This is a genomic window from Rhizobium sp. Nf11,1 (assembly GCF_050587665.1).
In the GTDB taxonomy this organism is placed as follows: Bacteria; Pseudomonadota; Alphaproteobacteria; order Rhizobiales; family Rhizobiaceae; genus Rhizobium.
The window spans coordinates 50,694-63,537 of the sequence record NZ_JBOBHU010000025.1 but is presented as its reverse complement, the minus strand read 5'-3'; the positions used below and the strand labels follow the sequence as shown (position 1 = coordinate 63,537).

At 61.9% G+C, this 12,844-nt stretch carries 9 protein-coding genes; 1 reads left to right on the top strand and 8 read right to left on the bottom strand.

Translation table 11 applies throughout. The annotated features are described in order from the left end of the window. Positions 1-3: 3 nt before the first annotated feature. Positions 4-4,416 (bottom strand): strawberry notch-like NTP hydrolase domain-containing protein, encoded by a 4,413-nt coding sequence (locus tag ACQ7C1_RS27025; RefSeq protein WP_430960490.1) that lies wholly within the window; start codon positions 4,414-4,416, stop codon positions 4-6. Positions 4,417-4,722: 306 nt separating this feature from the next. Here ACQ7C1_RS27025 and ACQ7C1_RS27020 point away from each other — a divergent pair, with 306 nt between their 5' ends. Then, the gene (locus tag ACQ7C1_RS27020) at positions 4,723-5,913 is read left to right on the top strand and encodes a DUF1173 domain-containing protein (protein WP_430960489.1); all 1,191 of its coding nucleotides are present in this window, start codon (positions 4,723-4,725) and stop codon (positions 5,911-5,913) included. A 27-nt stretch (positions 5,914-5,940) separates the two neighbouring features. On the opposite strand, the gene ACQ7C1_RS27015 is transcribed toward ACQ7C1_RS27020, so the two are convergent. From ACQ7C1_RS27015 to ACQ7C1_RS26985, 7 genes are all read right to left on the bottom strand, one after another. Then, positions 5,941-6,381: a DUF3846 domain-containing protein gene (locus tag ACQ7C1_RS27015; RefSeq protein ID WP_430960488.1), complete on the bottom strand. Its 441-nt coding sequence runs from the start codon at positions 6,379-6,381 to the stop codon at positions 5,941-5,943. Positions 6,382-6,547: 166 nt separating this feature from the next. Beyond that, complete coding sequence (locus ACQ7C1_RS27010; protein ID WP_430960487.1) at positions 6,548-7,738, bottom strand: DUF932 domain-containing protein; 1,191 nt, start codon at positions 7,736-7,738, stop codon at positions 6,548-6,550. Positions 7,739-7,954: 216 nt separating this feature from the next. After that, a complete protein-coding gene (locus tag ACQ7C1_RS27005; RefSeq protein WP_430960486.1) occupies positions 7,955-8,599 on the bottom strand; it encodes an antitoxin of toxin-antitoxin stability system in 645 nt (214 codons plus the stop codon). Further along, positions 8,592-9,029, bottom strand: a complete 438-nt coding sequence (locus ACQ7C1_RS27000; RefSeq protein ID WP_430960485.1) for a hypothetical protein — start codon at positions 9,027-9,029, stop codon at positions 8,592-8,594. The genes ACQ7C1_RS27005 and ACQ7C1_RS27000 overlap by 8 nt, the downstream gene beginning before the upstream one ends. A 67-nt stretch (positions 9,030-9,096) precedes the next feature. Beyond that, positions 9,097-11,232 (bottom strand): ParB/RepB/Spo0J family partition protein, encoded by a 2,136-nt coding sequence (locus tag ACQ7C1_RS26995; protein WP_430960484.1) that lies wholly within the window; start codon positions 11,230-11,232, stop codon positions 9,097-9,099. Positions 11,233-11,522: 290 nt separating this feature from the next. After that, positions 11,523-11,900, bottom strand: coding sequence for a DUF5615 family PIN-like protein (locus tag ACQ7C1_RS26990; RefSeq protein ID WP_430960483.1), 378 nt, complete (start codon positions 11,898-11,900; stop codon positions 11,523-11,525). Next, a complete protein-coding gene (locus ACQ7C1_RS26985) occupies positions 11,897-12,529 on the bottom strand; it encodes a DUF433 domain-containing protein (RefSeq protein ID WP_430960482.1) in 633 nt (210 codons plus the stop codon). The genes ACQ7C1_RS26990 and ACQ7C1_RS26985 overlap by 4 nt, the downstream gene beginning before the upstream one ends. Positions 12,530-12,844 lie beyond the last annotated feature (315 nt).

Below are 12,844 nucleotides of genomic sequence, written 5' to 3'. Positions count from 1 at the left end.
CGGTCACCCCCGGCCGTCGACGTCGACAACTTGATGCCGTTCGATCAGGCGCGACAGGATCGCCGGTCCTTCCTCCGACTTTGGAATGAAGTACCGCAATTTCCAGGCGATCATTTCCGAGAACAGGCCGATTGCCCGGAGCCTGTCGCGCATGCCGTCGGTGAAGCCGGTGAGCTCGATTCGGTAGTTGTTCATTGCCCGGACACGCCGCAGCGTCATGCCGCCGGCAAGTCCGACAACCGAGGATCCGGCGAGCAGCGATTGCCAGATCTGATCGGCGCTGACGACTTCGGTCTGGTCGAGCCCGAAATTCCGGCACAGCCGAGAGAGCCCTTCGGACGTTATCAGACGGCCAACGATGCGCTCACCCTCGTCGGTCTGAAGGCGATAGACCCGGCAATAATCCTGCGGCAGCAGTTTCCAGATCGGTAAAAGCAGGCCGGAGACAACGTGCATGGTCGAAAGCGAAAATTCGGGGAGATTGGCGACCTCGGCCTCCCAGGCGGCAGAGAAGGTTTGCTTATCCGTTTCCTCCCGATTCGTCTCTTCGAGCTGACGCAGCTCGAAGCGGATCTCGTCCATCGGCCGGATGAGCGCCACCCGCGGCTCAATTGATCCGTCATCGAGCATGAACGAGCGAGCCGGAACCTGGACGGCCGGGCGGCCGGACTTGCCGTTGATCACAAGCTTCGCTTGGCGATCATGCGCGGCGAGTTCCAATGCGTCGGAAAGCACCATCGGCCTGTTGCGATCCATGCGTTCGATGGTCAAGAGATGCGACTGCGCGCCGGTGACCGGATGGGTATAGACCAGCCGCCGATCCTTCACCGTCATGCGGTCCGCAACAAGCGTCTCCAGCCCCTTGTCGTAAACGCCGGACGCAATCGCGCCCTCGACACGGGCGGCGAGCAATTGCTCGAAGGCATCGAACAGCAAGTTCTGCATGCGAACCGTCAGCGCCAGCATCCGATTGAGGAAGGTGTGAATCGGCGGCAGCTCGTCCTTGATTCTATTTTCCTCTGCCGTCAATGACAGGCCGGTGATCGTCTCGAACGTTTCGAGCGAGCAGCCTTCGATACCGCCGCCATGGATGAGCCTATAGAACTGCCTGAGCGCATCGCGGGCATATTGGGATTCGAGATTATCCTCGGAGCGGAACATCCCCTGCCCGCCGGTCTGCCGCTGTCCGCGCGTGATCGCTCCAAGCGTGTCGAGACGCCGGGCGATGGTCGACAGAAATCGCCGTTCGGCCTTGACGTTGGTGGCGATCATGCGGAAACGCGGCGGCTGCGCCTGGTTGGTACGATGACTGCGTCCCAGCCCCTGGATCGCCACGTCCGCCCGCCATCCGGCCTCGAGGAGATTGTGGAGCCGCAGCCGCTGGTTCCTGGCGCCGAGGTCGGCATGGTAGGAGCGTCCCGTGCCGCCGGCTTCGGAGAAGATCAGGATCGGCTTCTCGTCATCCATGAAAGCGCGCGTCTCGTCGAGATTGGCGCTGCCCGGCCGGTTCTCGACGGCAAAGCGGGCAATCGCGCCGCTGCCGTCACGGCGCACGATCCGACGCGTGCGGCCGGTGATCTCGGCAACGCGGGTCGTGCCGAAGTGCTGGACGATCTGGTCGAGCGCCGTTGGAATGGCAGGCAGACTGCCGAGCCGTTCAAGGAGAGCGTCTCGGCGGGCGACGGCTTCGCGGCAAAGGACTGGATTGCCGTCGGCATCATGGACCGGCCGCGACAGCAGATTGCCCTGGTCGTCGGAATATTCCTCGAAAAGCTGGATCGGGAAGGAATGGTTGAGATATTCCGCGACGATCTCGCGCGGTGTGACGTCGACCTGGATATCGCCCCACTCCTCGGTCGGGATTTCTGCCAGCCGGCGTTCGGTGAGCGACTGGCCGGTGGAGATTATCTGAACGATCGCGGCGTGGCCTTGGTCCAGATCGTTGTTGATCGCACCAATCAGCGCCGGCGTCTTCATCGAGGTCAGAAGATGATTGAAGAAACGCTGCTTCGAGCTTTCGAAGGCTGAACGCGCCGTGGCCTTGGCGCTTTTGTTGAGTGTGCCCGTGCTGCTACAAATGCCGGAGGCCTCGAGCGCCGCGTCGAGATGATTATGAATGACCTGGAAAGCCTCGGCGTAGGAATCGTAGATGCGTACCTGTTCGTCGGTGAGCGCATGTTCGAGGATATCGTATTCGACGCCCTCGAAGGAGAGCGACCGCGAGGCGTAGAGGCCCATGGCCTTGAGATCGCGGGCAAGCACTTCCATGGTCGCCACCCCGCCGTCCTCGATCGCCGCAATGAACTCGGATCGCGTCGAGAACGAAAAGTCGGCGCCTCCCCAGAGGCCCAGCCGTTCGGCATAGGCAAGCGACTCGACTTCGGATGCACCGGTCGCGGAGACATAGACGACGCGGGCATCGGGAAGGGCACGCTGCAGACGCAGACCGGCGCGGCCCTGTTGCGAAGCAGCCTTTTCCCCGCGCTCGGACCTGCCGCCCGCAGCGTTTGCCATCGCATGACCTTCGTCGAAGATCACAACTCCGTCAAAATCGCCTCCCAACCAGTCGACGATCTGCTGGACGCGCGACCGCTTTCCCTCGCGTTCGTCACTTCGCAGTGTGGCGAAAGTGACGAAGAGGATGCCTTCGTGGAGCTTGATCGGCGCGCCCTGGCGGAACCGTGAAAGCGGTGTGACCTGCAGCTTCTCCTGGCCGAGCGCGCTCCAGTCGCGCTGTGCATCCTCGATCAGCGTCTCGGATTTCGAGATCCACAGATGGCGGCGGCGTCCTTTAAGCCAGTTGTCCAAAATAATCCCGGCCGCTTGACGGCCCTTGCCGGCGCCTGTGCCGTCTCCCAGGAACCAGCCGCGCCGATAGCGGACCGCGCCCTCGGCGTTTGGAGTCACTGCCCTGAGATTGTCAAAGCTCGCATCGACGGACCAGTGGCCGGCGAGATAGCCGGAATGGGCTTCGCCGGCATAGATCACGCTTTCGAGCTGGGCGTCGGAAAGATCGCCTTTGGTGACGGCACGCTTTGGCAGATGCGGGCGGTAGGTCGGTTTGGGTGGCGCGACCGACGCCATTGCGACGGACTCGACCAGCCTGTCCGGATGGGGTTTTGCATCGGGGATATGGATCGCCTGCAGTTGATAGGGCTCGTAAATGCCGTCGGCGACATCAACCCGGATTTTGGGCGAAGTATCGCGCAGCTCGTAGGAGAGCTCGACGACCTGATCGTCGGCAGGGCACACAGGCGAGAACCCGGGACGCGGGGCACGGACAGCAGGCGAAGAGCGCACCGCAGACGCGCTGGCCGCCACAGGGGGTAGCGTATCAGCGCGTTGGCGTGCGGCCATTGTTGTGCAGTCGGACAGGATGCCGATGGGTAGGAGGGACGGGGAACGCGGCGGAAGGGCGGAGATCCAGGCGAGCAATGTTTCCGGATCGGGAGCGACACCGTGCGAGGCAACGAAGCTCGTTGGATCGGCGGGGGCTATCTTGTCGATCACCGTCAGGCGCGTCTCGATTGTCGCGCCGTGCCGCGCATAGACGCCGCCGTCGATGGCGGCGCTGAACAGGACCGAGCCGCGCTCGTGCAAGCGAACGAAGGCGTCTCGCCAGTTCGGGTTGTCGGAAGAAAGGCTGGCACCGGTGATCGCCACGAGCCGCCCACCCGGGGCAAGCCGCGCGAAGGCCGAGGTCAGATGACGCCATGCGGCGTCGGCCACGCGGCCCTCGACGTGAACGCCGGCTGAAAACGGCGGGTTCATCAGCACGACGGTCGGGCTCACCGAGCGGTCAAGGTAGTCGTCGATGTGGGCGGCGTCATGCTGCGTGACCGTCGAGGCCGCAAAGAGTTGCTCGAGAAGCGCATGCCGGACAGGCGCATATTCGTTGAGTGCCAGGCATGCATGGGCAAGCTCGGCGAAGATTGCCATCAGTCCCGTCCCGGCAGACGGTTCGAGCACGATGTCTTTCGCCACGAGGCCGGCAGCGCGGGCCGCGACATAGCCCAGCGGAATCGGCGTCGAGAACTGCTGAAACTGCTGGCTCTCCTCTGAGCGGCGCCTGTGACTGGGGATCAGGCTCGCGATCTTCGTCAACATCGCAAGTGCTGCCTGCGACGAGTTTGAGCGGGCGGCGATCGCCGCACCGAACTTGCGCAGGAAGAGCACCTGCGCGACTTCGCATGCCTCGTAGGCGTCTTTCCAGGTCCAGAGGCCCTCGGCATCCGAGCCGCCGAAAGCGTCGTCCAGGTTGGTGCGGAGATCGGCGGCGTCGATTGCCTCTCCACGTTCAAGAAGCAGCAGAAGCGCCTCGCCGGCTTTGCGGATTTTACTGGCGCGGAAACGTTCGTTGGAGGTGCCACCCGGCATGGCCGCAGCGTTCGCGGCCGTGGAAGAGATCACGTTCATGGGATACCCTGTTCGAGAGCGAGAAAGGACCGGCCCGCCCGGACGCTCTCCAAGTCTCGCCGGGCCAACCCATTCCGGCCCCTCTCTCCCTCTCCCAACGCTCAGCACCGGCACAACACGGGCTGCGACCGGTGCGAGCTCAGGCCCATACTGTTGTTCCCTTCCAATTCCGCTGCGTTGGCTCCCTGCCGGGCCGAAGCAATAACCCATAGTGGTCTTTCTGCGCTAGTATAGTCGACCGGCTTCGTGTTACATCGCAGTCGGCGCGATCACGTGCGACTGAAATGACCGATCAGGAGGGACAATGTGCGGCGGTTTCTAATCGGCGGCAGGTCATTCGAAGAGGGTTCTCCGGAATTGCAGGGTGTCCTCCCGCAGGCGTATGAACAGAAGCTCCGGCCGCAGTGCCAGTGCAAGGACCCGCCGGTCCCGATGTATATTGCCCAGGTTGACGGCCAATACCTCGTCAAGCGGATGCCGCTGACCGGGCGGGATCACGAAGCCGGCTGCTCATCCTTTGAACCGCCCTACGAGCTCTCCGGTCTCGGCCCACTGATCGGGAATGCGATCCAGATCGACGCGGCATCCGGATCGTCGATCCTCAAGCTCGATTTTTCCCTGTCCAAACGCGGCAGCCGCGCGAACGCTGCTCAGCCATCGCAGCCGGCCGAGAGCGAGCGCAATGAAGCGAGGAAATTGTCGCTACGCGCCCTGCTGCACTATCTTTGGGATACGGGCGAACTGACAGAGTGGACTGCGCTCTGGAGCGGAAAGCGCGGCTGGGGGCGTGTTCGCGCAAGCCTTGTCAATGCGGCTAGCCAAATGAATGTTCGCGGTGCGCCGCTCAGCGACATCTTGTTTGTCCCCGAGGCTTTCCACCCGGAGGACAAGGACGGGATCGCTGCTCGCCGTGCGGCGGCACTTGCCGGCGCGAAAGCGTCCGGTTCGGGGCCGCGTAAACTCATGCTGGCGGTGGCGGAAGTGAAGGACTTCGACGCTGCGAGAGACGGCCAGAAAATCCTGGTGCGCCACCTACCCTTCCCCTTCATGATCGACGCCGGCACCTGGAGACGCCTGAACGCCAGGTTTGAAACAGAGCTCGAGCTCTGGCGCTCGAACAAAGAGTTCCATCTCCTCATGATCGCGACCTTCGGGATTTCGGGGGCGGGGATAGCCACGGTGGAGGAAATCGCGCTGATGGTGGTCAATGAGAACTGGATTCCGTTCGAGAGCGTCGAGGAACAACGCCTTTTGGAAAAGTTGTCCGGATGGCGGCGCAAGAGCGTGAAGGGCTTGCGCTTCAATCTAGCCGTAGATCAACCGATCGCATCTGTCACGCTGCCCCAAGAACGGTCGGGGCCTGTCGCGATGTATATCGTGCCGACCGGGTCGAGCAACGATTTCGAGACAGCGCTTGCGGAGTTGATGGAGACGCGCCCGGAGATGATCCCATGGGTCTGGCGTGTCGCCGACGGCGATATGCCGAGACTACCCTAGCAGCGGAACCAGGGAATTGCTTTCTGATCAATGGGCTTTGCTGATGACCGCTGGCGGGCGCTGGTCGACATGCACTTCCATGGCGCTCAGCCGCGTGCCGAAAATGCGCGGGCCGTTTAGCGGCTCGAACACCGGATGCAACATCGGCCTGACGATCGTAAGCCGGCTGGCGACGTCTTCGATTTCGGTCGTGACATCGACGGTCTCGCCATATTCGTCCGTACCGATGATCAGGAGATTGCCGGCGAACGGCGACGGATAGCCGTGAAGCTGCGTCACGCAAGGCAGGACCTCCTGTAGACCGTTGTCGTCGACGACAATGGCAAGGGTCTCATTGATCTGTACCATGTCGATGAGATCGCAGCCGATCAGGTTTCGGATGACGGCAAGCCGGTTTTCTTTGGGGATCCCCACGATGCGGATCGTCCCGATTAGTGGCTCTACGAGATACGCTTTGGTGGTCTTCATGAGATTTCTCCATAATTTAGCGAAGGGCAGGTTGTTGCTCAGCGCCCATCAGGTCGGGACGGATCAGGCGTAGATCAGCCCAGTCTCGACTTCTTAGCCGCAGCAAGGGGAAGGCCCGGCGCAACGCCGGGCGATCAGGGGTTGGTTGAAAGGTTTGTCGAGGCGATCAGGAAGCTTGTTCGAGCAGCTTCTTTGCCTTGCCTTCCAGCTCAAGGCGGGTGTCCTGATGGGCTTTGCCCCGCGCGAGCGCCGTGATCCCTTGCACGAAGTCGAAAATCGACTCGGGCGGGCGACCTTCTTCGCAAAGCACCGTCTCGATGATCTTGCCGGATTCGGCCTTGGAGAAGCCGCGCTTACGCAGGAAATCCGTGCGATCCTCGTCGTTTCGCGCAACGACCCGCTCGCGTGCCGCGCGGATGCCGGCCACAAAGGCGGCGGGCGAGGAATTGGCGAAATTCGTCAGCGCCGGTGCTGCCTCATGGGCAAAGCGCTGTGCCGCGAACTTAGAGTGCCGGATGGTGATTTCCTGGAAATTTTCGGTGCCCCACAAATTCCTGTTGGCACAAACGGCACGCAGGTAAAAGCTCGCGATTCCAAGTGTTTTCGAGCCGACCTCGCTGTTCCAGGCATAAAAGCCGCGGAAATACAAATCGGGCTCGCCGTTCGGCAACCGCCCCGCCTCGATCGGGTGGGTGTCATCGACCAAAAATACGAAGACATCGCGGTCGGAGGCATAGAGTGTCGTCGTGTCTTTGGTGATGTCGACGAAGGGGTTGTGGGTCATGGAAGACCAATCGAGGACCCCTGGTATTTTCCACAGGGTATCTCCAGTCCCATTACCGGCGATGTTCATGATCGCCGAGACGAGCGCGTGATCCCAGATCCTGCCATAGTCGGGACCCGTCACAGCCCTGAGCTCGGTGCGGCCGTCGTCCATCTCCAGCGTCTTTACGAGCTCAGTGCGGCCGTCGAGGAGGCCGTGCTGCAGGTTGATCGCGGCAAGCGGCGCGGGAAGCTGGCGCATGTAGCTCGCGGGAGCGCCGACCAGGCTGCAAAGCTGGCCGTAGCTCCAATGGGTCGGCGCGATCGGCTGGCGTCCGCCCGGCACCACCAGTTCTAGTCGCTCGGCATTGCTGCGGGTCGCTTCGACGCGGATCGCCGAGGTTTCCACTGTCCGGACACGCGCTCGCTCGGCCCTAGACTTGACGGCATGATGGAGTTCGGAAAGCGACAGGTATCGCTCGTCGTCGGGGCGCGAGAACCATTCGGATGAAACCCGTCCGATGCGTTCGCCGCGGGAAATTTCGACCTTGAAGCCGGACGATGCCGGTTGAACGCTGTAAATCATCGTGTTCATAGGAGTCTCCTGAAACGAGAACGCCCGGCACTGGGCCGGGCTGTTGGGGATGGTGACTGCCGGAGGCGGTGGCAGCCGATGATGTGGTCAGATGTGAGTTCGCGACGGCAGGTTTCCGCACCCGTGACGGGCGAGACTTCTTCTCTCCCTCCGCCGCATCTTGACCGCCCCCGCCTGACGGCCCTCTTCCTCTGAGATTGGCCGCACCGGCGCGGATCAGCCGAAGCGCTGGCCGGATGCGGTAAAGGTGTAGCCGTTGGCCGAAATCGCCGCGTCGACGGCCTGGTCCGACGTTAGATACTGGTATTCGCGCTCGAGTTGCCGGTAGAGCCAGCGAGCAAGATCGCGGAGGCTCTCGATGACGGCTTCCTCCGCGTTGATCGTCATTGCCTGGTACGACGGACTGTCCCGCTCAACCGAGATCGCCATGCAATAGGCATGGTAGTAGTGGCCACGATGGGTGGCATCCGCGCGGAGCTGGTAGAAATTGCGCTTCTGAATTGCTTGGAGCATGTCGGCGATCCGATGCAACTCTGCATCCCGCGGCGCGTATTTCCTGATCCGGCGCGGCGCCTGCTTGCCGTGGGAATAGTAGGCTTCGAAGCACGCACCATCTCCCTGGCTCCAGAACCCACTGAACCAGATACAGGGATCCTGGCGGGAGCCGCCGCCCTGGAGACGGACCGTGCGTGTCTTGAGGCGGAGGCCGAGGATTTCGCAGATGCGCTCGAAATCTTCATAGACAAAATCGAACCAGTCGTAGTCAAAGCCGCCTTCGCTGTACCAGGCGCGGGCGCTGTCCTTCGCCGCATCCGACAGCTCATGGAACCGATAGACGACGGTCTCGATGATCTCAGCCATCGCTCTCGCCTCCTATGATCGTCCCGGATAGGGATTCGGGATCGGGTGCGCCGGCAAGGATCGCCTCCGCGCGGGCGACCGCCCACGACGCTCTTGCGACCCAATCGGAGGCGGTTGGCCTGTCCGACCGGATGTCGGCGAGGATGATCTTCAGGACCCCGAGCAGGATTTCGAAGTGCACCGCCTTGCGCTGAACCGGTTCCTTCAACTCAGAGCGAATTGTGATGGCCGGAGCGCGATAGGCGGCATCGGCGCCTTGCCAGATGCCGGTCACATGAGTCTCGCCTGCGGATTCGTAGTCATGCCGGGCGTCGTCCCAATCGTTGTCCTCAATTGCCGCGCGACATGCGGCATCGCACGACTCGGCGCGATAGGTGCGATGGCGGAAGACCGGCAGACGATAGGTGGTTTCAATCGTATAGTCGGGCATCGGAATGCTCCTTAAAAAGAAAGGCCCAGCTGTGGGGCCGGGCCTTGGATGAGATGGGGAGATCGGTTTACTCAGCGGCGTCGAGATGGCCGTAGCCGTCTTCTCGATCCGCGTCGTCGTCCCGATCGCAGGAATCGAGGTCTTCCGTCAGGAAGGCGGGGAGCGCGGCGCCAACCTCGGCGTCAGGAGTGACACCGGTGTTCTCGACCTTTGTGGAGACATCATCGCTGGTGACGTCTTCGGCCGCGCGGAGCGGCTGCGGCAACCATCCGCTTCCGGCGATGAGCCGTTCGGCCTCACGCGCCATATCGCTCTTCTTCAGATGGCCGATCAGCTGTGCCGATTGCTCGCCTTTCGCTTCCTGCACGGCCTGGAGGATATGAGCCTTGGTGACCCGACCCAGGTAGTTGTCGGCCGTTGGCGTCCAACCGGCCTCGACCATGTCGAAACCGATCGATCGTGCGACCTGGTCGGCATGCGCGATCGCGCGGCTGCGCTTGTTCCAGGGTTCGATGACCGCATTCAACGACAGCGAGGCGCAATGTGCAAAGAGTGCCTGCCGGCTAGCGTCGTCGAGCCCGATCAGGAAGCCCCAAAGCGCGTCGGGATCCTTGGGGAGATCCTGACCCCATGCTTCCTGCCGCTGGTCGATCTCCTTGGCCCACGCGGTATCACCAAGCGCCGGCGTCTGCGAGAATCGGGCGCTCTGCAGCGTCACCTCCAGGCATGTATCGGACCCGTAGAGATAGAAGGTCTTCAGCACGAAGGCGTGCAGCACAGCGACGAATGCAATGACAGGATCATTGGCGAGCGCATTGCGCAGCGCCACGGTGCGGGTTGCCGTCAAATCCAGGACCAGGCGTTCGGAGAGCGGCCGAAGCGAACCATCCTCTTCTTCGCTTTCGGCATTCACGGAGCCGACACCATGCGCCGCGTTGCCGTCGGCAGAACCGGTCGGACGGCCGCCGGCGACATCGTAATCACCTTCCGACGCGTCGCTCCTATCAACGTCCATCTTCGGTTCGTCCTCTGGACGGACGAAACCTCGCTCGATCTTGAGCTCGCCGTTTGCACCGAGCGAGATGAATGCGCCGCCGCGCGCGACTTCGTCGCCGTCAAACACGTAAGCGCGGTCGTTCAGCCGGTCGAGTTCGCCGCCAAGTTCCTCCAGTTTGCGCTCGGTGTCTTCACTATAGTCTTCGGCCTCGGCATAAGCTGCATCGAGCGCGTCGTACTCGGCTTTGACGGCATCGTAGCGCTCCAGCTCATCCGCGGTCATCTCCGGCTGCTCGCCGTAGAAGCGGCGAAGCCCCGACGTATGGCCGTAGGGGAAATCGAAGGCAGCATCGACCCATTTCCAGCCTTCAGCGGACCTGATCGCCTCGGCGTCGGCATTGAGCTTCTCAATGACGAGCTGCTCGACAAGGGCCGGGTCCTGCAGCCAGCCGCCATTGTCCTCGTCGAAGAGGTCGCGCATGACCACACCGCCGGCAGCCTCATAGGCTTCGATACCGATATAGACGGCGCGGCGGTCGCTCGCCCGGATTGCCGTTTCGGTCAGAAGCCGGCGGATGTAATAGGGCTCGCGGACATGCTGGCGCGAAATCGTGTCCCAAACCTGTTCCTGCCGGACATGATCATTGGTGATCGAGAACGCCATGACCTGCTGCAGGGTCATCTCGTCGCTGGCGTAGAGATCGAGAAGGCGCGGTGAGACCGCTGCAAGCCGCAACCTTTGCCGCACCGTCGCGACGGAGACGAAGAATCGGGCGGCGATGTCGTCTTCATCCTGCCCCTGTTCCTTCAAAGTCTGGAAGGCCCGAAACTGGTCGAGCGGGTGGAGGTCGACCCGATGCACGTTTTCGGCAAGGGAATCCTCGACCTCCGGCGTTGCCGCCTGGCTGACGATGCAGGGGACACCGGCGGTTTTCGCGAGCCGCTTCTGGGAGACCAGTCGCTCCAGGGCACGGTAGCGGCGACCGCCGGCCGGAACCCGGTAGAAACCGGTCTCGTTGCCATCGCCGTCGAGCTCAGCCCTGACATTGAGGCTGGCAAGCAAGCCGCGCCGCGCGATGTCTTCCGCAAGGTCTTCGATCGAAACGCCGGCCTTGATCCGGCGAACGTTGTTCTGGCTGAGGACCAGCTTGTTGAAGGGAATGTCGCGCGCCGCGCTAAGGGTAATTTTCTGGATGGCCTGAGCCATGTCGGTTCTCCATGACGGGCCGGCCGGAGCCTCTCTCCGACCACCTTAACCCGTCGCGAACACCCCTTCCCCCCTCCCCCTCTCACCTCCCTCGCCCGCCACATCCGGCGCGCTTCTTAAGCGGCCAACCCGACGGCGATTGCATGTTGATCGCCAGGCGCCTTCCCTTTATGCCTACCGGCTGCCGATACAGACGCTCAAAGCGTCGAGAAAAGCGAAAACGTTGGATCGGCCGAGATGCGGATCGACCTGTCGACGATTGGAGGACAATGATCTCCGTGGGAAGACCGCTATGCCTCTGGAAGCGAATAGCGCGTGAGAACAGCGTCTTCGCCATCGAGGGTCACTTCGATGACTTCGTTGACCATATCCTGGGTGTCCGCCAAATCCTGCAGTATGATGGCAAACAAGTCTCGTTGCAGCACAGGCAGCACCTGCGGGACGATAATCACCAGACCCGCGTGCAGCTCTTCCTTGGCGTAGAGCTTCCGGAAGTCGCGGGCATTGTTCGTTACGAAAGTAAAATCCTCCTCGATGATCCGAGGCATCAGGTCCCAGTCGGTTTCGCCGCTCAGTCCCAGCCAGTTCACATGAAAACAATCGTGGCCGTGCGCTTGAGCCACCGCCACGAGAGACGTGTGAAGGCATTCATCGATAAGAAACCTCACGAGGTCGAGCCAGACGGTTTTGAGGCGTTCTCGCTCCGAAGGCTCAGGTGCTTCACGGATTTCACCTTCAGGCCCTGCTCCGAAAGCTTCTTCGGACGTCCTCTGGCGGGGTGGGCCGCAACCCAGATCTCGGCAAGTTCCACCATGCGCTCGGTGAGCGAAGGATAGCCCTCGACGATTTCCGCTGTACTTGCGCCTTGGATCTTCATCGCGGCAATCGTTCGCACGGGAACACGGGTTCGCTTGAAAACCGGCTCGCCGCCCACGACGCCTTTCACGCTTTCAATCATTCGTTCGGCTTCTCGAAGCGCCTCGGCCCGCGCGGCCAGTTGTTCTCGTGCCCGCGCAACGTCGATAATGAGATAATCGTCTGCCCTCACGGTTTTGGCATCGGGGTTCTGGTCGATGGTGTCGAAGAGGCGCTTGCGCCGCTCGGCAGACAAGATCGATCCGACGCCATACCAGAGCTTCAACCGAAGCAGATCCTCATCGGTGAGTGCTCGCCCCCTGCTGCCAACAAGATGAGTCTCGATGATGCGCTTGTCGATCGCATTGTGCACCGACTTCACAGCGATCTCGCTGACAGCCGCCGCTTCGGTTGGCGTGTAGGCGTGTGATGTGCTGGCCATAATCATTCTCCTTGTGGAGAATATATAATTTAGCCCGCCGCTCATGTAAAGCCTTGACCCCTGTTCGATCTCATGGTCGAGCCGCCTCCGAAGCCTAAAATCCAGTCGACCACAGGCGTGATTTACAGATCAGTTCAATTTGGTCACAAGCTCGACCCACGCCCAGCGCTTCTGAAATCTGGCCACGTACCACTCAGGTCGCGCCTCTGTAGCAAATCTCGGTCATCCCCCACACCGGCCTCTGCGCCATGAAGGTGTCGACATCACCAGCCTTGGGGGCTCGTCCGCCCCGCACCTTGATTTTCAGGTGGCATT

Bases quoted from the DNA above. Each gene is read 5' to 3' on its own strand.
- ACQ7C1_RS27025 (WP_430960490.1), bottom strand. From the start codon at position 4,416: ATGAACGTGATCTCTTCCACGGCCGCGAACGCTGCGGCCATGCCGGGT.
- ACQ7C1_RS27015 (WP_430960488.1), bottom strand. From the start codon at position 6,381: ATGAAGACCACCAAAGCGTATCTCGTAGAGCCACTAATCGGGACGATC.
- ACQ7C1_RS27010 (WP_430960487.1), bottom strand. From the start codon at position 7,738: ATGAACACGATGATTTACAGCGTTCAACCGGCATCGTCCGGCTTCAAG.
- ACQ7C1_RS27005 (WP_430960486.1), bottom strand. From the start codon at position 8,599: ATGGCTGAGATCATCGAGACCGTCGTCTATCGGTTCCATGAGCTGTCG.
- ACQ7C1_RS27000 (WP_430960485.1), bottom strand. From the start codon at position 9,029: ATGCCCGACTATACGATTGAAACCACCTATCGTCTGCCGGTCTTCCGC.
- ACQ7C1_RS26995 (WP_430960484.1), bottom strand. From the start codon at position 11,232: ATGGCTCAGGCCATCCAGAAAATTACCCTTAGCGCGGCGCGCGACATT.
- ACQ7C1_RS26985 (WP_430960482.1), bottom strand. From the start codon at position 12,529: ATGGCCAGCACATCACACGCCTACACGCCAACCGAAGCGGCGGCTGTC.